This is a genomic window from Catenulispora pinistramenti (assembly GCF_018274385.1).
Lineage (GTDB): Bacteria > Actinomycetota > Actinomycetes > Streptomycetales > Catenulisporaceae > Catenulispora > Catenulispora pinistramenti.
In genome coordinates this window covers 1-18,865 of record NZ_JAAFYZ010000089.1, presented here as the reverse complement: position 1 = coordinate 18,865, position 18,865 = coordinate 1, and the positions used below count along the sequence as shown (strand labels likewise).

Annotated in this window: 16 protein-coding genes; 9 read left to right on the top strand and 7 right to left on the bottom strand. The window is 71.9% G+C overall.

Annotated elements, in window-relative coordinates; genetic code table 11:
- The first annotated feature begins 42 nt into the window (after nt 1-42).
- The gene (locus KGQ19_RS24490; RefSeq protein ID WP_212012048.1) at nt 43-2,643 is read left to right on the top strand and encodes a VIT domain-containing protein; all 2,601 of its coding nucleotides are present in this window, start codon (nt 43-45) and stop codon (nt 2,641-2,643) included.
- Nucleotides 2,644-2,741: 98 nt separating this feature from the next.
- Here KGQ19_RS24490 and KGQ19_RS24485 read toward each other — a convergent pair whose 3' ends face one another.
- From KGQ19_RS24485 to KGQ19_RS24475, 3 genes are all read right to left on the bottom strand, one after another.
- A complete protein-coding gene (locus KGQ19_RS24485; RefSeq protein ID WP_212012040.1) occupies nt 2,742-4,370 on the bottom strand; it encodes a GMC family oxidoreductase in 1,629 nt (542 codons plus the stop codon).
- A gap of 289 nt (nt 4,371-4,659) precedes the next feature.
- A complete protein-coding gene (locus tag KGQ19_RS24480; RefSeq protein WP_212012038.1) occupies nt 4,660-7,107 on the bottom strand; it encodes an ABC transporter permease in 2,448 nt (815 codons plus the stop codon).
- Nucleotides 7,104-7,871 (bottom strand): ABC transporter ATP-binding protein, encoded by a 768-nt coding sequence (locus KGQ19_RS24475; RefSeq protein ID WP_212012036.1) that lies wholly within the window; start codon nt 7,869-7,871, stop codon nt 7,104-7,106. The genes KGQ19_RS24480 and KGQ19_RS24475 overlap by 4 nt, the downstream gene beginning before the upstream one ends.
- 176 nt (nt 7,872-8,047) lie before the next feature.
- Between KGQ19_RS24475 and KGQ19_RS24470 the strand changes: the two genes are divergently transcribed.
- Together KGQ19_RS24470 and KGQ19_RS24465 are read left to right on the top strand one after the other, a co-directional pair.
- A complete protein-coding gene (locus tag KGQ19_RS24470; protein WP_212012034.1) occupies nt 8,048-9,280 on the top strand; it encodes a sensor histidine kinase in 1,233 nt (410 codons plus the stop codon).
- Nucleotides 9,268-9,909: a LuxR C-terminal-related transcriptional regulator gene (locus KGQ19_RS24465; protein WP_212012032.1), complete on the top strand. Its 642-nt coding sequence runs from the start codon at nt 9,268-9,270 to the stop codon at nt 9,907-9,909. Before KGQ19_RS24470 ends, KGQ19_RS24465 begins: the two co-directional genes overlap by 13 nt.
- A gap of 153 nt (nt 9,910-10,062) precedes the next feature.
- Here the strand turns inward: KGQ19_RS24465 and KGQ19_RS24460 are convergent, their stop codons facing one another.
- Both KGQ19_RS24460 and KGQ19_RS24455 read right to left on the bottom strand, forming a co-directional pair.
- Complete coding sequence (locus KGQ19_RS24460) at nt 10,063-10,686, bottom strand: hypothetical protein (protein ID WP_212012024.1); 624 nt, start codon at nt 10,684-10,686, stop codon at nt 10,063-10,065.
- Nucleotides 10,683-11,297: a nucleotidyl transferase AbiEii/AbiGii toxin family protein gene (locus KGQ19_RS24455; RefSeq protein ID WP_212012022.1), complete on the bottom strand. Its 615-nt coding sequence runs from the start codon at nt 11,295-11,297 to the stop codon at nt 10,683-10,685. The genes KGQ19_RS24460 and KGQ19_RS24455 overlap by 4 nt, the downstream gene beginning before the upstream one ends.
- Before the next feature lie 379 nt (nt 11,298-11,676).
- Between KGQ19_RS24455 and KGQ19_RS24450 the strand changes: the two genes are divergently transcribed.
- Nucleotides 11,677-12,120 (top strand): Fur family transcriptional regulator, encoded by a 444-nt coding sequence (locus tag KGQ19_RS24450; RefSeq protein WP_212012020.1) that lies wholly within the window; start codon nt 11,677-11,679, stop codon nt 12,118-12,120.
- Nucleotides 12,121-12,237: 117 nt separating this feature from the next.
- On the top strand, nt 12,238-14,487 hold the full coding sequence (gene katG, locus KGQ19_RS24445; protein ID WP_212012018.1) for a catalase/peroxidase HPI: 2,250 nt from the start codon (nt 12,238-12,240) through the stop codon (nt 14,485-14,487).
- A gap of 177 nt (nt 14,488-14,664) precedes the next feature.
- On the opposite strand, the gene KGQ19_RS24440 is transcribed toward katG, so the two are convergent.
- Nucleotides 14,665-15,420: an NAD-dependent epimerase/dehydratase family protein gene (locus tag KGQ19_RS24440; protein ID WP_212012008.1), complete on the bottom strand. Its 756-nt coding sequence runs from the start codon at nt 15,418-15,420 to the stop codon at nt 14,665-14,667.
- A 104-nt stretch (nt 15,421-15,524) separates the two neighbouring features.
- Between KGQ19_RS24440 and cysC the strand changes: the two genes are divergently transcribed.
- The 4 genes from cysC (at nt 15,525) to KGQ19_RS24420 (ending at nt 17,790) form a co-directional block, all read left to right on the top strand.
- The gene (cysC, locus tag KGQ19_RS24435) at nt 15,525-16,088 is read left to right on the top strand and encodes an adenylyl-sulfate kinase (RefSeq protein ID WP_230419336.1); all 564 of its coding nucleotides are present in this window, start codon (nt 15,525-15,527) and stop codon (nt 16,086-16,088) included.
- On the top strand, nt 16,089-16,613 hold the full coding sequence (locus tag KGQ19_RS24430) for a methylated-DNA--[protein]-cysteine S-methyltransferase (RefSeq protein ID WP_212012004.1): 525 nt from the start codon (nt 16,089-16,091) through the stop codon (nt 16,611-16,613).
- Nucleotides 16,614-16,693: 80 nt separating this feature from the next.
- On the top strand, nt 16,694-17,416 hold the full coding sequence (locus KGQ19_RS24425; RefSeq protein ID WP_212012002.1) for a 2OG-Fe(II) oxygenase: 723 nt from the start codon (nt 16,694-16,696) through the stop codon (nt 17,414-17,416).
- A gap of 35 nt (nt 17,417-17,451) precedes the next feature.
- A complete protein-coding gene (locus KGQ19_RS24420) occupies nt 17,452-17,790 on the top strand; it encodes an Ada metal-binding domain-containing protein (RefSeq protein ID WP_212012000.1) in 339 nt (112 codons plus the stop codon).
- Here KGQ19_RS24420 and KGQ19_RS24415 read toward each other — a convergent pair.
- Entirely contained in the window at nt 17,747-18,637 is an 891-nt protein-coding gene (locus KGQ19_RS24415) for a GNAT family N-acetyltransferase (protein ID WP_212011992.1), read from the bottom strand. The genes KGQ19_RS24420 and KGQ19_RS24415 overlap by 44 nt on opposite strands.
- Nucleotides 18,638-18,865: the final 228 nt, after the last annotated feature.

Below are 18,865 nucleotides of genomic sequence, written 5' to 3'. Positions count from 1 at the left end.
ATACATAACCAGCGGACTGACATTCCTAGAGGGGGAACCACCATGACCGTTCGCATCGGTGTCATCGAGGTCGTCGAGATCTTCGAGGAAACGCCGCGCCGCGCGCCGGAAGGCGGCCTCGGCGCGCTGCGCACCGAGCGCGGCAACCTGCCGCTGGAGCTGATCGAGGTCCGCTCCTCGGTGGCCGGCCTCGCCGTGCGCACCGAGCTGGCGCAGGGCTTCCGCAACCCCTATGACGTCCCGCTGGAGGCCACGTACATCTTCCCGCTGCCGGACCGCGCGGCGGTGACCCGGCTGCGGATGGAAGCCGCCGACCGCGTGGTCGAGGGCGTGGTGAAGGAGCGAGAGTCGGCGCGCGCCGACTACAGCGCGGCGATCGAAGCCGGCCAGCGCGCGTCGATCGCCGAGGAGGAGCGCCCCGGGGTCTTCACTCTGCGCGTCGGCAACATCATGCCCGGCGAGCACGTGGTCATCCGGACAACGCTCTCAGGGCGTCTGCCATATGAAGACGGACAGGCCACGTTTCGCTTCCCGCTGGTAGTGGCGCCCCGCTACATCCCCGGCGCCGCGCTCCCGGGCGAGCAAGTGGGCAGCGGGACCGCCGTCGACACCTCCCAAGTGCCCGACGCGTCCCGGATCAGCCCGCCCATTCTGTTGCCCGGCTTCCCGAATCCGATCCGGCTGTCGATCGAGGTCGCGGTGGACCCGGCGGGACTGCCGCTGGCCGGGCTGACATCGAGCCTGCACGGGGTGAGCGTGACGGAGGAGGGATCGGCCGAGGAATCAGGCGAGCGTTACGTCGTCCGGCTCGACCCCGGGGCCCGGGCGGACCGCGACTTCATCCTGCGCTTGGCGTACGGGGGTTCGGCGGCGGCGACATCCCTGGCCGTGGCGTGGGACGAAGACGAGAACGAAAACGAAAACGAAAACGAGAAGGAGAAGGAGAAGGAGAAGGAGACCGAGAAGTCGGACAGCGCGACGCGCACCGGCACCTTCCTGCTGACCGTCCTGCCGCCGGAGCTGACCGGCGCGACGCGTCCCCGAGACGTGGCGCTGGTCCTGGACCGGTCCGGCAGCATGGGCGGCTGGAAGATGACGGCGGCGCGCCGAGCAGCGGCCCGCATCGTCGACTCGCTGACCGCCACCGACCGGTTCGCGGTGCTGACGTTCGACCACTCGATCACCTATCCCGACGACCTCCCGTCCGACGTTCTTTCCTCGGCCACAGACCGGCACCGCTTCCGCGCTGTGCAGCACCTGGCGTCCGTCGAAGCGCGCGGCGGAACGGAGATGCGGCCGGCGTTGAGCCAGGCGGTCAAGCTCCTGGGCGGCGACGACCCGGAACGAGACAAGGTCCTGGTTCTGGTGACCGACGGCCAGATCGGCGACGAGGACTCGCTGCTGTCGGCCCTCGCCCCGCAGCTCACGCACCTGCGGGTCCACACCGTCGGGATCGACAGCGCGGTCAACGCCGGCTTCCTGCGACGGTTGGCGGGCTTCGGCGGCGGACACTGCGAACTGGTGGAGTCCGAGGACCGTCTCGACGAAGCGATGGACGCCATCCACCGGCGCATCGGCACACCGCTGGTGACCGGCCTGCGCCTGGCCGGGAACAGTGGGCTGGAACTGGATCAGGACTCGATCACCCCGACCCGGCTGGCGGACTTGTTCGTCGGCGCGCCGCTGGTGGTGGCCGGGCGGTTCCACGGAGCCACGGCATCGCCGGGGACGGCATTGGCGGACATCGGGGCCGGCATCGTCATCACCGGCGAAGCCGCCGACGGCTCGCCGTGGACCCGGCGCGTGCCGGCCCTCGAGACCGCGGACGCCGGACTCGCGCAGTTCTGGGCCCGTGGCCGCATCCGCGATCTGGAGGACCGGTACGTATCGGCGTCTCAAGGACAGCCGGACATCGAGCGGGCGATCGTCGCGACGTCGGTGGGTCACAGCGTGCTGTCCCGCTTCACGGCGTTCGTCGCGATCGACACCCGGGTGGTGGCCGCGGGCAGCCCGCTCAAGCAGGTCACGCAGCCGGTCGACCTCCCCGCTGGCTGGAGCGCGCCCGCGGTGCCCGCGGCGGTGCCCAGGCCGATGCGCAAGGCCGCGGTATACATGGGCACTGTCATGGAAGACGCCGTGGGAGACGCCATGGAACCGGAGGCGTACTCGTTCAGTACCTTGTCAGTCCAGCCCGGCGGCAGCGCTCTCTTTCGGCTGGCTCCGCCGCCGCCGTCTCCTGGTGCGCCTACGCCGTCCCGCGGGCCGATGCCGCCCTCGGCGGAGGAAGACCTCGAAATCCCGGACTTCCTCAAGTCCTCGGTGCCCGCACCGGCGCCGACACCGGCACCGGTCGCCGAGAGGAAGACCGTGCCGCCCGCGGCTGATCTCCGTACTTTCGCAACGGAATGGCTCCCCCGCTTCACCGCCGCCGCGACCGACGGGCAAGAGGCACTGCTGCTCGAATTCACCGCGAAGCTGACAGAACTGATCCCGGGCTTGCCCGCCGAGCACCAGGCCACTGCCAGCGAACTCCTCAGTACCCTGAGCTCCGCCGACAAGCCGGTCGCCGAGCGGTGGCAGAGCACTGTGACGTTCCTGGAATCGTTCGCGCCGCCTGCCCGCCGACCGTTCTGGAAGCGCTGACCCACCGCCGGAAACACTGTCCCACCGCACGAAGGCCCGGCTCGGCATACACCCGAGCCGGGCCTTCGTGCGCGGTGAGTCGGCGGAATCGGCCGCGCTCAGCCCAGAATCAGCGTCGCCGCATGTTCCCCGATCATCAGCGCCGCCGCGTTGGTGTTCCCGCCGACGATGCTCGGCATGATCGAGGCGTCGGCGACCCGCAGGCCCGCCACGCCCCGCACCCGCAACTCGGGGTCCACGACCGCCCGCTCGTCGACGCCCATCCGGCACGTGCCGACCGGGTGGTACACCGTGGTCGCGCGGTTCGGCAGCTCGGCGGCCAGCGCCGCGCGGTCGGCGTGCGCCGGGCCCGGCGCGGTCTCGCCGAGGACCCGGCCGGCCAGCGAGCGGTGGGCCATCGCCTCGCGGACCATCTCCATGCCGTCCAGCAGCAGCTCGGCGTCCGCGGGATCGTGCAGGTACGCCGGGTCGATGAGCGGCGCGGCCAGCGGATCGGCCGAGGCCAGGCGCACCGTGCCCCGGCTCTTGGGGTAGATCAGGGTCGGCATGATGGTCAGCGTCCGGCGCGGATCGGCCTTGTGGCGCACCGGCGCGTCCTGGTTCGGCCCCGGATACGACCAGGGCAGCACGTGGATCTGCAGGTCCGGCACCGCTTCGGCGCGCGGGCTGCGCACGAAGCCCACGGCCTCGAACACCGTGCGCCCGACCCACGTCCCGCCGCGCGTCACCTCCTTCACGAAGCCGCGCGCGAAGTACGGCGCCGTCCCCTTGTTCCGCGCCTCCGGCATCAGGAAGCACATCGGGACGAAGAGGTGGTCGTGCAGGTTGTCGCCGACCGGCAGATCGGCCGCCACCTCGACGCCCACCGAACGCAGATGGTCCGCGGGGCCGATCCCGGACAGTTGCAGGAGCTGCGCCGATCCGAAGACCCCGGCGCACAGGACCACTTCCCGCGTGGCCCGCACCACCTGGCGCGCGCCGCCCTCGGCGATCACCTCGACGCCGACGGCCCGCTCCTTCTCCAGCACCACGCGCGTGACCGTGACGCCGGTGACGACGTCGAGCTGCGCCATGCCGTGGTCGTCGAGGTAGCCGACCGAGGAGCTGTAGCGCAGGCCGTCGTGTGCGCTCTGCTGGACGATCCCGATGCCCTCCTGCGACTCTCCGTTGTAGTCATCGAGGACCTTCACCCCGGCGGTGTCGGCGAACGCTTCCATGAACCCGAGGGTCGCGGTGGTGACGTTGACCTGTCGCCGTACCTTGATCGGCCCGGAGCCGCCGCGCAGGTCGTTCTCGCCGTCCTCCCAGCTCTCCAGTTTCTTGAAGCTGGGCAGCACATCGGCGTGGGACCAGCCCTGGCAGCCCTCGGCCGCCCACGAGTCGTAGTTCGCCGCGTTCCCGCGCACGAACAGCATCCCGTTGACGGACCCGGAGCCGCCGAGCACCTTGCCGCGCGTCTGCGGCACCTCGCGTCGCAACGCGTCAGCCTGCGGCACCGAGTAGTAGCCCCAGTCCAGCCGTGCCTTCAGCTGCGGCACGCTGTGCACCGCGGCGATCAGCCCCGGCTTGCGCACCAGCGTCGTCCGATCGGACCCGCCGGCCTCGATCAGCACCACCCGCGCCCCGCTCGCGGCCAATCGCGCGGCCAGCACGCACCCCGCACTCCCGGCACCGACCACGACGTAGTCGGCTTCCCCGGGCACCGAACCCTTCGAACGCTGTCCCATCGGGTGCGCCCCCTCCCGCGGCCGGCGCCGCGTGATCACGGTAGGTCGCTGCACTGTAGGAGGGACTGCGTGAGGGTACAAGGGGCATCTTCGGAAATGCCGGTGCCGGATATACCGCCGCCGGACACAGCCGCCCGACCCCGGCCCGACCCCATCCCGGAGCGGCGTGCCCGTCACCACTGGGGAGTGAACGGAGGCCACGGGAATCCTCCACGACGGACACGCCGCGCATAGCACGCCCCCGTGCCGTGTATGCCTGTACAACGCGCGGCCCGGCACGGAGGTTCAGCTATTCGATCCGCGGCGACCCCCGCCGCAGAATCCGCCGCGCCGGCACCAGCACCGCGGCCGCGGCGGGCAGCGCCACCGCGACCACCATGCCCGCGACGGCCAGCGGCGGCACCGAGAGCATCGGCAGGCCGGTGACGCCGGAGGCGTAGGCGAACAGCGTCACGCCGGCGACCGCCGCGCCGACCACCGTCCCGGTGCCCACGATGATCACCGTCTCCAGGCGCAGGGCCCGCATCACCTGGTCCCGCGTGGCGCCGACCAGCCGCAGCAGCGTCAGCTCCCGGCGCCGCGAGGCCGTGGCCACTCCCAGCGTGGTCACCACCCCGACCAGGATGAAGCCGACGATCGCCACCACCGCGATCAGCCCGGTCAGGCCGTCGTGCCGGGACTGCTCGGTCAGGGCACTGCCATAGTCGGCGGCGGTGGCGGTGTGCAGACCGACGAACTCGTGCGTCAGGGGACTGAGATCACCGTTGCCGTTGACGAGTACGAAGTCGTCGAGCGTGTTCGCGGCGTGCGCGGCGACCAGGTCCCGGGGCAACAGCACGTCCCCGAAGCCGAAGCCGCGCTGGTACAGCGCCACGACCTTCAGCGTCACCTGCGTGCCGTCGCCCATCCACAGCTGCCGGGTGTCGCCGACCTTCGTGTCGTGCGCGACCTCCGAACTCAGCGCGACGGTTCCGGGCTCGTTCAGCCCGGCCAGCGAACCGGTGGTGACCTTCGGATCCAGCGTCGCCGCCGAACCGCCCGCGACCCCCTGCGCCGACAGCGACTGCAACGACGTGTCCAGGTTCCACACCGGCATCAGCACCGTGGTCCGCTTCACCGCGGTCACGTCGGTCACCCCCGGCAGCGCCTTGGCCGCGTCGTAGGCGCCGTGCGGGATCCCGGGCCCGGATGACGTCAGCACCCGCTCGGCCCGCATCCCGTCGCGCGCCTCGGCGGCGGTCGCGTTCGCGGAGGTGGTCTGCGCGAACAGCTGCGTGCCGGCGAACGCCAGGGCCAGCGCGATCGGGGTGATGACGGCGGCCATCCGGACCGCGGCGGCGCGCGCCGAGGTGGCGGCCAGGTCGCCCGAGACCGGCGAGAGCCGGCGCAGCAGCGCGCCCAGAACCCTGGTGCCGCCGCGCGCGATCCACGGCCCCAGCAGCGCGACGCCCCACATCAGCGAGATCACCAGCCCGGCCACCGACGAGGACGCCGCCTGGCCGCCGACGGTGAACGTCAGCACCAGCATCCCGGCGCCGAGCAGCACGAACACCAGCCCGGTGATGACCCGCCAGCGCGGCAGCCGCTTCGGCTCGACGGCGGTCTCGCCGAGCGCCTGGACCGGCTTGATCTTCGACACCCGCCGCGCGGACAGCCAGCCGATACCGACGGCCGTGAGCACGGTGAGCAGCGCGGAACCGGCCACGGGGATCGGGCTCAGCGCCAAGCGGTAGCCGGCCGGCAGCACGCCCTGCGCTCTCATCACGGCCAGCAGCGCCGCCCCGAGGCCGAGCGAGGCGAGCGCCCCGACCAGCGCCGAAGGGATGGCGATCTTGAGCATCTCGCGCACGATGACCCGCCGCACCTGCCGCGGCGTGGCGCCGACCGCGCGCATCACCGCCAGCTCGCGCGTCCGGTCCCGCACCGACAGCTCCAGCAGTCCGGACACCACCAGCAGCGCGACCAGCAGGCTCACGCCGCCCAGGGTGCCGCCGGTGGCGATGTTGTCCGCCCGGCCCGCCTGGATCCCCGGGTGTTCGATGTCGCCGCGTGCCGCGCCGGTGGCGACGTCCAGGCCGGGAGCGGCGTGGCGCAGGTCGGAGGCGGAGACGTGCGAACCCGCGGCGGCCAGCACCACCAGCGCGTCGGCGCGATCCGGGTGGCCGGAGACCGTCTCAGCCCGCTGTTGGGTGAAGTAGAGCGTCCCGGCCGGACCGCCGGAGTCGATCCCCGAGACCCGGTAGGACTGCGGAGCACCGCCGATTTGCAACTGGAGGTCAGAACCGGCCCGAATCCCTAGGCGGGCAGCCGATTCCGCGTCGAGCACCACATCCTGCGCCGACGCCGGAGCGTGGCCGGAGGTGAGGGTGGTCGGCGTCAGCTTGGCCGAGTCCCAGCCGTGCCCGGCCAGCGTGAGGCCGGTCGGCGCGGCGACCACCGGGACCGAGAAGTCCGCGACCACGTCGGCGACGCCGGGCACCGCCTGCAACGGCGCACTCTGCGTCAGCGGCACCCGGTTCGGCTCGACGAGCGGCCGGCTCTCGGAGTTCTTGTTGTCCCCGCTGCCGGAGTTGTAGGTGATGCTCTGCTCTCCGTGCACGACAGCAGCGGCCGAGGCGTACCGGTCCAGCGAACCGTGCGCCCGGACACCGGACTCGATCAGCACGCCGAAGGCGCCGAGCATCATGGCCGCCACCGCCAGCGCGGCGGCGACCCCGAAGGCGATCCCCTTCCTCACAGCGTCTCCCAGCGGGTCAGGACCGTCGCGGCGGTCGGGCGCGGGAGTTCGTCGACGATCCGGCCCTCGGACAGGAACACGACGCTGTCGGCCCAGGCCGCGGCGGTCGGGTCGTGCGTCACCAGCACCACGGTCTGCCCGATGCCGTCCACGGCCTCGCGCAGCAGCCGCAGCACGTGCCCGGCGGTACGCGGGTCCAGCGCGGCGGTGGGCTCGTCGGCGAACACGATCTCCGGCCGGGTGACCAGCGCCCGGGCCACCGCGACCCGCTGCTGCTGCCCGCCGGACAGCTGGGAGGGCTTGTGGTCCAGCCGGTCGGCCATCCCGACCCGGTGCACGACCTCGGTGAGCCAGCCGGTGTCCGCCCGCCGGCCGCCCAGGCGCAGCGGCAGCGTGATGTTGCGCTGGACGTCCATCGACGGCACCAGGTTGTAGCCCTGGAACACGAACCCGACGCGGTCCCGGCGCAGCTGGGTGAGCGCGGTCTCCTTCAGCTTCCCGAGGTCGGTGTCGCCGAGCCGGACCGTGCCGGAGGTGGGCAGGTCCAGTCCGGAGGCGCAGTGCAGGAAGGTGCTCTTGCCGGAGCCGGAGGCACCCATGATCGCGGTGAAGGTGCCGCGCCGGAACGACCAGCTGACGTTGTCCAGAGCGGTCACGCGGCCGCGGTCGTAGGACTTGGTCACCCGCTCGAGCGTCACGGCGGCGCCGCCGGGGTCGGCGGCGTGCGCGGCGATGGCGCCGGGCACGGTGTTCGGGGCGGTCATAAGCGCTCCTGCGTCGGTGGATCACATCGGTGGATCAGTACGCCTTCGACGCTAGTTTTCGATCTTCTTCCGCCCCAGCGGCCCAAGTCCCCTCTTGGGGGTGTAACGCGCTACACCATGACGGTGGGGCCTGCCGTGCCGACTAACCTCGACCTGGCCTTTAGAGTGGGGGGATCATGAAGATCCGCGCCCTGTTCGCCCGAAGCCTGCGCTCGACGTGGTACCTGTTCGCGGGCCTGCGGACCGCGCTGCCGGCGCTGCTCGGCGTCTGCCTGCTGCCGTTGGCGCTGCTGCTGGCCTTCGGGGTGCCCGGGCTGCCGTGGGTGGCCGGGCGGATCCGGGTCCTGACCAACATCGAGCGGCGCCGGGCCGCCAAGGTGCTGGGGTATCCGATCCGGGAGCCGTCCACGCCGGTGGCGGCCGATCCGTATCGGCAGTACTTCGCCCTGATGCGGTCCGCCTCGGTGTGGCGGGACATCGCGTGGATGATCGTGCACGGGTTCCTCGGGCTGCTCATCGGGGTGCTGTCGGTCGAGGTGTGGATCGGGATCCCCTGGGACCTGGCGCTGCCGTTCTGGTGGTGGACGGTGCGGCCGGGCACGCTCGGCGCCGGCGCGCAGATCTACACCTGGCCCGAGGCGATCGCCTACCCGCTGCTGATGACGGTGTTCCTGACGGCACTGCAGCTGTGGGGCCAGCCCCAGCTCGCCCGGTTCCAGGGCTGGTACGCCCGGCGGCTGCTGGGCCCGACCCGCCGGACCGAGCTGGCCGCCCGGGTGGAGTCGCTGACCGAGACCCGGGCCCAGGCGCTGGAGGCGCACGGCGCCGAACTGCGCCGCATCGAGCGCGACCTGCACGACGGCACCCAGGCCCAGCTCGTCAGCGCCGCGCTCCGGCTGGGCCTGGCCGACCAGCGCTTCGACGCCGATCCCGGCGGCGCCCGGGAACTGATGCTGGACGCCCGCAGCGGCATCGAGCACGCGCTGACCGAACTGCGCACCGTGATCCGCGGCATCCACCCGCCGATCCTCAGCGACCGCGGCCTGGCCGGGGCGGTGCGCGCGCTGGCCGCCGGCCGCCCGGTGCCGGTGACGGTGGACATGCCGGAGCCGGACCGCCGCTGCCCGGCGGCGGTGGAGGCGGCGGCGTACTTCGTGGTGGCCGAGGCGCTGACCAACGTCGCCAAACACAGCGGCGCCGCGCACGCCTGGGTGTCCCTGCGGCATGATGGCCCCTACCTGACGGTGCGGATCCGGGACGACGGCACCGGCGGCGCGGACCCCAACCTGGGCAGCGGCCTGGCCGGGATCCGGCGCCGGGTGGCGGCGCTGGACGGCGTCACCAGGATCGACAGCCGCACCGACGGCACCGGGACGAACGTGGAAGTGGAGCTGCCGTGCGGCTTGTGATCGCCGAGGACAACGTGCTGTTGCGCGAAGGGCTGCAACTGCTGCTGACCACGGTCGGCCACGAAGTGGTGGCGGTCGCCGGCAGCGGCCCGGAGGTGGTCCCGACCCTGCTGGAGCACCGCCCCGACGCCGCGATCCTGGACGTCCGCCTCCCCCCGGGCTTCCGCGACGAGGGCCTGCGCGCCGCGATCCAGGCCCGCAAGGTCCTGCCCGGCCTGCCCATCCTGGTCCTGTCGCAGTACGTGGAGGAAACCTACGCCGCCGAACTACTGGCCGAAGGCGCCGCCGGCATCGGCTACCTGCTCAAGGACCGCGTGGCACGGGTCTCGGAGTTCCAGGAGGCACTGGAGCGGGTCGCCGCCGGCGGCACCGCCCTGGACCCCGAGGTGGTCTCGCAGCTGCTGACCCGCCGCGACCCCCTCGACTCCCTCACTCCGCGCGAACGCGAGGTGCTGGGGCTGATGGCGCAGGGACTGGACAACGGAACCATCGCCGCGACGCTGGTGATCACCGAACGGTCGGTGAGCAAGCACGTCGGGAACATCTTCGGGAAGCTGGGGCTGCCGCCGGACGAGGCCGGAGACCGGCGGGTGCGGGCGGTGCTGGCTTATTTGGAGGCTGGGGACTGAGGGCTCGCGACTGAGGGATCGCGGCTGAGCTGATCGAGCCGGCAGATCGCGCTCGCGCAATGGTCTGGCGGCGCCTCAGTGCTCGGCACTCAGCCTTCAGCACTCGGGACTCGGCGTGCTCTGCATCAGCACTCAGCACTCAGCACTCAGCACTCAGCCGATCCAGCCGGCATCCACCGCCGGGCTGCTGTCGTAGACCACATACTCGCGCTCAGTGCTGACTATCGCATGGCCGGCATTGCGCAGCGCCTCAGTCAACCGATCCAGATCCGCGACCGCCACATCGCCACCGACCCGATAGCGGCGCTGCGTCACAAACCTCTCCGAGCGGCCGTCCTCCCGCACCCGCCGCGCGTTCCGCGACAAGTGCGCACCGTGCGGCCCCACCAGCTCCGCGAGCGCCGCCTCGTCCACTCCCACCGGCAGCAGCAGCTTGAGATGGTGCTCGAAGTACCGATCGTCGGGCTCCCCCGCGGCTTCCGCGGCCGTGGCAGGCACCCCCGCCGCGAACGGCGAAGACTCCAGCTTCACCCGTGTCACCACCAGCCCCGCCGCCCGCAGCTCCCCGGCCGTCGTCTGCGCCGCGGCGAGCACCGCCTCGGCTGTGCCCTCGCCCCGCACCGTGAGCATCGGCTGCGACACGGTCTGCCCGCGCGCCAACACGATGTGCGTGAACTTCACCCCGCGCTCCCCCGCCCAGGCGGCCAGTCCGGCCGTCGCGGCGGCGTCGCCGGTAACCGTGATGTGGTACTCGAACCCGCCCTCGACCCCGCTCATGCGATGGTCAGCGCGTGCTCGAGCCGCCGCAGCCACTCGTCGACCGTTCCGCCGACCGCGTGTTCGGCGTCGAACGCGTCCCAGTCGACCGCGACGTCGGCCAAGTCCCGCACCGTGAAATCCCGCACCCGCAACCCCTCCGACTTCTGCAGCACCCGCCGCAGCAGCTTGCCATCCAGCACCATCCCGGGCAGCTCGGCCAGCACCACCGCGTCGTAGAGGTCCTTGGCCTTGGCGTATCCGGAGTCCTTCGTGTCCTGCGACAGCCACAGCAGCTTCCACGCCAGCGACAGCTCCGCACTGGCCGCCCGCACCACCGACGGGTCGCCGTCCAGCCGGGGTATCCGCGTCCAGACCGGCCGCTGCGGCATCGGCTCGGTGAGCGAGAAGTCCAGCGACACGGTTCCGCGTACGGACTTCCGCTTCCCGAGCGGCTTCCGCCACGGGATCACGACCCGCACGCCGGGCGAGGAGCAGCCCGAGCACATGCCCGAGTCCATACCCGAGTACAGCCAATCGCCGTGCTCATCGAACCCGTCGGGATCCAGCTCGATGCCGCGCCCGACGTCCTTGTGGTCCCGGACCAGGTCCGCCAGATCCCCGTACGGCACTGCTGCACCGTCGCCAGATCATCGACGTACGGATACGGGTCCAGGTCGTCCACCGGCCAGCCGTCCTGGACCACCACGAAGTCCAGATCCGCGGGTTTACGGGCGGCGGATCCGGCGTATGCCGTCATCAGCATGCTGCCCCGCAGCACCAGCTGGTCGCCGCACTCCGCACCGGCGATCAGTCCCAGGACATGGTCCAGGACCAGGCGATGGCAGGTGTCGGCGGCGTCGGCCGGCCCGGGCTCGGTCACGGCCACCGATTATGCCCGCGCCCCGCCGACAGCCCGGCCCGTCCCCCGAACGGCGCACGATCGCTCGCACAAAACTTGCATGACTCGTTATCTTGAATTGTTCGCCTCTAGCCGGATAGGTTGAAGCCATGACCGCACCACCCCCGCCGAACGCCGCGGACGAGCTCCGCGGTGCCGGACTCCGGGTGACCGCGGCACGCGTGGCCCTGTTGGAAACGGTGCGCGGCGGCGACCACTTGGACGCCGACGCCATCGCCTCCGGGGTCCGCGAGCGGGTCGGCCACGTGTCGTTGCAGGCCGTCTACGAAGCCCTCCACGCGCTCACCGCCGCCCGGCTGGTGCGGCGCATCGAGCCGGCCGGCAGCCCGGCGCGCTACGAGGGCCGGGTCGGGGACAACCACCACCACCTGGTGTGCCGGAACTGCGGCGCGGTGGTGGACGTCGACTGCGCGGTCGGCGCGGCCCCCTGCCTGGACGTCGTCGACGACCACGGCTTCACCATCGACGAGGCCGAGGTCGTCTACTGGGGCCTGTGCCCCGCGTGCGCCACTCCCGCCGGTCCCGAGGGGTAGCGGGCGGGACGATCCGCGACGATCAAGTACAGGGAACAGAGCACAGAGCACTACCGAGAACGTTCCGAGAACATCCGAAACCGCGTGAACCGCCAGAACCGGAAGGACTCCTTTCAGATGTCCGAGCAGCAGCATGGCGACATCGACGTCGACATCGACCACGGCCCCGACACCAACGCGGTGGGCGGCTGCCCGGTCGCTCACGGCCGAGCACCGCACCCGACCCAGGGCGGCGGCAACCGCCAGTGGTGGCCGAACCGTCTGAACCTGAAGATCCTGGCGAAGAACCCCGCGGTGGCGAACCCGAACGGCCCGGACTTCGACTACGCCGCCGCGTTCAACACCCTGGACCTGGCCGCGGTCAAGGCCGACATCGCCGCGACGCTGAAGGACTCCCGGCCGTGGTGGCCGGCCGACTTCGGCAACTACGGCCCGTTCATGATCCGGATGGCCTGGCACAGCGCCGGCACCTACCGGGTGCACGACGGCCGCGGCGGCGGCGGCACCGGCCAGCAGCGGTTCGCGCCGCTGGACTCCTGGCCGGACAACGCCAGCCTGGACAAGGCCCGGCGCCTGCTGTGGCCGGTGAAGAAGAAGTACGGCCAGTCCCTGTCCTGGGCCGACCTGATCATCCTGACCGGCAACGTGGCGCTGGAGACGATGGGCTTCAAGACCTTCGGCTTCGCCGGCGGCCGCCCCGACGTCTGGGAGCCGGACGACGACGTCTACTGGGGCCCGGAGCAGACCTGGCTCGGCGGCGACGAGCGCTACAGCGGCGAGCGCAACCTCGAGGAGCCGCTGGCCGCGGTCCAGATGGGCCTGATCTACGTCAACCCCGAGGGCCCGAACGGCAACCCGGACCCGGTCGCCGCCGCCCGCGACATCCGCGAGACCTTCGGCCGGATGGCGATGAACGACGAGGAGACCGTCGCGCTGATCGCCGGCGGCCACACCTTCGGCAAGACGCACGGCGCCGGCCCGGCCGACAACGTCGGCGCGGACCCGGAGGCCGCCCCGCTGGAGCAGGCCGGCCTGGGCTGGAAGAGCAGCTACGGGACCGGGGTCGGCGCCGACGCCATCACCTCGGGCCTGGAGGGCATCTGGACCAACACCCCGACCGCCTGGGACAACAGCTTCTTCGAGATCCTGTTCGGCTACGAGTGGGAGCTGTTCAAGAGCCCGGCCGGCGCCAACCAGTGGCGGCCGAAGAACGACGGCGGCGCCGGCACCGTCCCGGACGCGTTCGACGGCGCCAAGAAGCACCAGCCGACGATGCTCACGACCGACCTGTCGCTGCGCATGGACCCGATCTACGAGCCGATCTCGCGCCGGTTCAAGGACGACCCGCAGGCCCTGGCCGACGCCTTCGCCCGCGCCTGGTACAAGCTGACCCACCGCGACATGGGCCCGATCGCCCGCTACCTGGGCCCGGAGGTCCCCAGCGAGCGCCTGATCTGGCAGGACCCGGTCCCGGCCGTCGACCACCCGCTGATCGACGCCGCCGACGCCACCGCCCTGAAGGCGAGCATCCTGGCCACCGGCCTGACCGTGCAGCAGCTGGTCACCACCGCCTGGGCCGCCGCGGCCTCGTTCCGCGGCAGCGACAAGCGCGGCGGCGTGAACGGCGCCCGGATCCGGCTGGAGCCGCAGAACGGCTGGGAGGTCAACGAGCCGGAGAAGCTGGCCCCGGTGCTCAGCAAGCTGGAGGGCGTCGTCTCGGCGTTCAACGGCGGCGCCGCCGGCGGCAAGAAGGTCTCGCTGGCCGACGTGATCGCCCTGGCCGGCGCCGCGGGCGTGGAGAAGGCGGCCAAGGACGCCGGCTTCGACGTGACCGTGCCCTTCCACCCGGGCCGCACCGACGCCACCCAGGAGCAGACCGACGTGGAGTCGATCGCCTACCTGGAGCCGCGCGCCGACGGCTTCCGCAACTGGCAGGGCAAGGACGCCGCGCTCCCGGCGGAGTACCTGCTGCTGGACAAGGCGAACCTGCTGAACCTGTCGGCCCCGGAGATGACCGTCCTGGTCGGCGGCCTGCGGGTGCTCGGCGCCAACCACGGCGGCGGCACCGCCGGGGTGTTCACCGCCACCCCCGGCGTCCTGACGAACGACTTCTTCGTCAACCTGCTGGACCTGGACACCGCCTGGACGCCGGCCGACGCCGACTCCACCACCTTCGAGGGCCGCGACGCCTCCGGCGCCCTGAAGTGGACCGGTACCCGTGCCGACCTGGTGTTCGGCTCGAACTCCGAGCTGCGCGCGCTGGCCGAGGTGTACGGCGGCGACGACGCGAAGGAGAAGTTCGCGAAGGAGTTCGCGGCGGCGTTCGGCAAGGTGCTGGAGCTGGACCGGTTCGACCTGCACCGGTAAAGAGGCTGGGAGTGCGGTAGGGGTCTGATTCAGGGCCCCGGCCGTACGGTCCCGCTGGTTTCACCGGCCCCGCTCGGACGCTTGGCGGTTTCCAGGCGTTCGGGCGGGGCTCTTCGGTTTTGGTGCGGCGAGTTGGTTTCGGTGCGGCGAGCAAGGCCGGTCGGCCCAGCGGACCCCTCACCGCCGCCGAGCGGTCCACCCCAGCACGTCCCGCGCCTTCGCCGTGCTCCACCTGCCGTCGCCGGAGTCGTCGGCGCCGACGATGTGGAACACGTCGTAGTCGCCGGTGTCGCGGGTGAGGGCGGCGGACACGGCGGCGGCCAGGTCCGAGGCGGCGAGGGCGGGGACCGGGGTGCCGTCGTCGCGGCGGACCTGGACCGGCTCGTCCTTGACCGGCAGGGCCCAGAGCGGCCAGAGGTCGTCCGGGGTCGGGAAGGCCAACCGCAGGACGGTGACCGTCATCCCGTGTTCCTGTGCGGCGATGCGCGCCACCTGCTCGCCGAGACGCTTGGTCACGCCGTAGACGTTCGTGGCGTCCGGCTCGCTGCCCTCGTCGATGTCGCGCTCGACCAGCCGCACCGGCTCGTTGCTGAACACCGACAGGCTCCCGATCACCACCGCGCGCGAGACGCTGGCGGCGTGCGCGGCCTGCAGCGTCGCGTACACCGACGCCACGTTCACCTCGAACGCGCTGGCCGTGTCCGGCGCCGGCCAGTCCGTCTGCGAGAGGTTGCCCATCGCGCCGTGCACCACCGCGTCCATCCCGTCCAGCGCCGTGGCCAGCGCCTCCGGGTCCGCCGCGCTGCCGACGACGTGGTCGTGGTCTCCCCGCGGCGGCACCGGGTCCAGGACCCGGACCTCGTGCTGCTCGGCGAGCAAGGGGGTCATCAGGGTACCGACGTACCCCGAGCCTCCGATTATCAGGATGCGCATCCGGCGAACGTAGCAGCCGCCCGCCGACCGCTCATCGGAATTACCGCCCGGCCGCGCCGTAGACTCACCCGGTGATCAGCACGGACATCCCGCCCGGCGCGACGATGTGGCTGACCGGCCTGCCCAGCGCCGGCAAGAGCACGCTCGCCGCGGCGCTCGCCGCGCGCCTGCGGGGCGAGCAGGGCCGCCGCGTTGAGGTGCTGGACGGCGACGAGCTGCGCCGCACGGTGTCGGCGGACCTCGGCTTCGGCCGCGCTGATCGGGAGGAGAACGTGCGGCGGGTCGGGGCACTCGCGGCGGAGCTGGCGCGCGAGGGGGCGATCGTGCTGGTCGCGGTGATAGCGCCTTACGCCGACTCGCGTGCCGATGTGCGGCGCCTGCACGTCGCAGCCGGGATCCCGTACCTGGAGATCCATGTCGCGACGCCGATCGAGGTCTGCGTGCGACGCGATGTGAAGGGTCTCTACAGACGCCACGCCGCCGGCGAGCTCAGCGGCCTCACCGGAGTCGACGACCCTTACGAGGTCCCGAAAGCGCCGGACCTCCGCATCGATACCCGGCACGAGCCGGTCGAGACGTCAGTGAAGGCGCTCGAAGACCTGCTCCGGGTCCGACTCCAGGTCCGAATCCCGCCAGTGTCGAAAGGCGCAGCGGCTCAGACTGGATAGGTGAACATCTACACCGAAATCGAAAGCCCAGTCGGGCCGTTGTTGCTGGTCGGCGCGAAGGACGCGGACGGCGGCAGGCGCCTGGCGTCCCTGTCGATGGCCGGTCAGCGATCCGCGCCGAAGATCCGTGACGGTTGGACCGCCGACGCCGAGGCGTTCAGCGACGTCAGCCGACAGCTCCGGGAGTACTTCGCCGGGACCCGTAGCGAATTCGACCTCGAATACCTGGAACACCTCGAAGACACCGCCACCGGGAGCGACTTCCAGCGCAGCGTATGGGCGGCGATCGACACGATCCCACATGGCACGACCACCACCTACGGCGCCCTCGCCAAGCAGCTCGGCCTGCCCCGCGACCGGGTCCAGGCGCTGGGCGCGGCGGTCGGGGCGAATCCGCTGCTGATCGTGCGGCCGTGCCATCGGGTCATCGGCGCTGACGGGTCGATGCGTGGCTACGCCGGGGGCGTTGAGAACAAGCAGTGGCTGCTCGCGCTCGAAGGCGCCATCGCGCCGCTGCTGGTCTGACGGTCGCTGGTCTGACGGTCGCTGGTCTGAACCGCCGCAGGCCTGTTTCACCGCTCGTTGGATATCGGATAGGAGCCACCATGCCCAGCACCACCCTGGAAGCCCACTCCCCCCTCACCGCCGCCGACTGGCCCGCGATCGCCGCCGAGCTCGACTCCATCGGCTGTGCCCCGACGCCGCAGCTCCTCACGCCCGAACAGTGCCGCGACATCACAGCCCTCTACGACCGTCCCGAGCTGTTCCGCACAACCGTGGACATGGCACGGCACCGCTTCGGCTCCGGGCAGTACCGCTACTTCACCCATGACCTGCCCGAGGTCGTGGACACCCTGCGCCGCGCACTGTGGCCGCACTTGCTGCCCATCGCCCGCGACTGGGCCGCGCGCCTGAACCGGCCGGCGCCCTGGCCCGACGACCTGGACGAGTGGCTGGAGCAGTGCCACGCCGCCGGCCAGGCCCGCTCGGCACAGATCCTGCTCCGCTACGGCCCCGGGGACTGGAACGCCGTGCACCGTGACGTGTTCGGCGACATGCTCTTCCCGCTCCAGGCCGTCATCGGGCTGGACGCGTACGGCACCGACTACACGGGAGGCGAATTCCTCCTGGTGGAACAACGCCCCCGCGCCCAATCCCGCGGCACCGCCACCCCGCTCCCCCAAGGCCACGCCCTGATCTTCACCACCCGCGACCGCCCGGTCCGCTCCTCGCGCGGCTGGTCCACCGGCCCGGTACGGCACGGTGTCAGTACCGTGCGCTCGGGCCGCCGCCACGCCCTCGGCCTGGTGTTCCATGACGCAGCCTGACGACGCTGGATGACGACACGGGATGACGACACGGCATGACCTGGACGCTACTCGGCCCCGACGCCCGCCCCTACGAGAGCCCGACCCCCGGCACACTCGGCGGGCACCGACGGCTCCGCATCTACGGGCGTCTCGACTGTCCCTCGGCGCTCCGCCACATCGCCGAGGGGCACTACACGCGGCACCGGATCTTCTTCGCCGACGAGGCCACGGCGATCGCCGCCGGGTACCGCCCCTGTGCGCGGTGTCTGCCCGAGCCCTACCGCGTGTGGCGAAGTCTTCGAGCCGACTCGCGGCTGGGCCCTTCGACGGCACTGCCGATCGGCTCGGCTAAGCGTCCCGCCGCATGTCCCGGACCTCGGCCATCACCGTGAACCCGGCGGCCTTGTAGGTCGCGACGGCGCCGACGTTCGACGTCGGCGTCCCCACGACCGCGCTCGACGCTCCCAGTCCCCGCAGCGCATCCGCCGCCGCGACCGTGATCGCCGTCCCGTATCCGCGTCCGCGATGGTCGCGATGCACGCCCATCGGCTCCAGCAGTCCGGGCTTGCCGGGACCGGCCGACCAGACCGTCACCGCCGCGACCGCCTGGTCCTGCTCGTCGTAGGCGACCAGGCAGCGGGCGTCGGCGTAGAGCTCTCCTGCGGCCATCACATGCCAGCGTTCTTCGGAGAACGTCGAGTTGTCGAATGCCGCGCGCTGCACCGCTGCCCGCACGCCCGCCAGCTCCGGCCCGACCACCTCGAACCGTAGCCCCGCGCCGACATCCGCTCCTGCTGTCCGCCTCCGCCCCGGCTCGGCGAGGTCACGCCGCAGTTGAGTCCACGGCTCATCCTCGACCCAGCCCTCTTCAGCCAACACGTCCTGAATCACCGCGTCCATCGGCGCCTCGATATACGCCTTGCCCGGCGTCAGCACGTCGCGCTCCGCGTCGCCGACGTCCGCGACCACCTGCCGCGCCAGCCCCTCGTCGCCCCGGGCGTCCGGGGCGATCGTCATCCGCAGCAGCCCCGGGCCGTCGATCAGCCCGACCGCGAGGATCCGGCCGTCCCGACTCCACGTGCGCACCGCTGCGGCCGTCGTCTCCGCCCCGAAGCGCCAGAACCAGCCCAGGTCGCCCGGATGCAGCTGCATCGGCGCACCCTCCTGCTGCCACTCCCGCAGCGCGCCCGCCGCCGCGCTCAGACCCCGGACGTCCGGCTTGCCCAACACAATCGCCATGCCTAGATCACACACGAAGCCGACAACCGCCGCATCTGCTTTCCGGCCGACCGGCGACTGCCGAAAGCGGCCCGGCCGACCAGCCGAGCCGCCCCCAAGCTCTCGACCCGGTAAGAACCGCCCAGGCCACCGGGCCCCTACTCGCCAGTAGCCCACGACCCAGCCCCGGGCCTAACCCGCGCCGCAGCTCTTCGTAGCCCGCGCCCCAGCCCCACCACACCCCGAACC

What these genes read in the sequence shown, in the direction of transcription:
- KGQ19_RS24490 (WP_212012048.1), top strand. Translation starts at nt 43, where the DNA reads ATGACCGTTCGCATCGGTGTCATCGAGGTCGTCGAGATCTTCGAGGAA.
- KGQ19_RS24485 (WP_212012040.1), bottom strand. Translation starts at nt 4,370, where the DNA reads ATGGGACAGCGTTCGAAGGGTTCGGTGCCCGGGGAAGCCGACTACGTC.
- KGQ19_RS24475 (WP_212012036.1), bottom strand. Translation starts at nt 7,871, where the DNA reads ATGACCGCCCCGAACACCGTGCCCGGCGCCATCGCCGCGCACGCCGCC.
- KGQ19_RS24470 (WP_212012034.1), top strand. Translation starts at nt 8,048, where the DNA reads ATGAAGATCCGCGCCCTGTTCGCCCGAAGCCTGCGCTCGACGTGGTAC.
- KGQ19_RS24460 (WP_212012024.1), bottom strand. Translation starts at nt 10,686, where the DNA reads ATGAGCGGGGTCGAGGGCGGGTTCGAGTACCACATCACGGTTACCGGC.
- KGQ19_RS24450 (WP_212012020.1), top strand. Translation starts at nt 11,677, where the DNA reads ATGACCGCACCACCCCCGCCGAACGCCGCGGACGAGCTCCGCGGTGCC.
- katG (WP_212012018.1), top strand. Translation starts at nt 12,238, where the DNA reads ATGTCCGAGCAGCAGCATGGCGACATCGACGTCGACATCGACCACGGC.
- KGQ19_RS24440 (WP_212012008.1), bottom strand. Translation starts at nt 15,420, where the DNA reads ATGCGCATCCTGATAATCGGAGGCTCGGGGTACGTCGGTACCCTGATG.
- cysC (WP_230419336.1), top strand. Translation starts at nt 15,525, where the DNA reads ATGTGGCTGACCGGCCTGCCCAGCGCCGGCAAGAGCACGCTCGCCGCG.
- KGQ19_RS24425 (WP_212012002.1), top strand. Translation starts at nt 16,694, where the DNA reads ATGCCCAGCACCACCCTGGAAGCCCACTCCCCCCTCACCGCCGCCGAC.
- KGQ19_RS24420 (WP_212012000.1), top strand. Translation starts at nt 17,452, where the DNA reads ATGACCTGGACGCTACTCGGCCCCGACGCCCGCCCCTACGAGAGCCCG.
- KGQ19_RS24415 (WP_212011992.1), bottom strand. Translation starts at nt 18,637, where the DNA reads ATGGCGATTGTGTTGGGCAAGCCGGACGTCCGGGGTCTGAGCGCGGCG.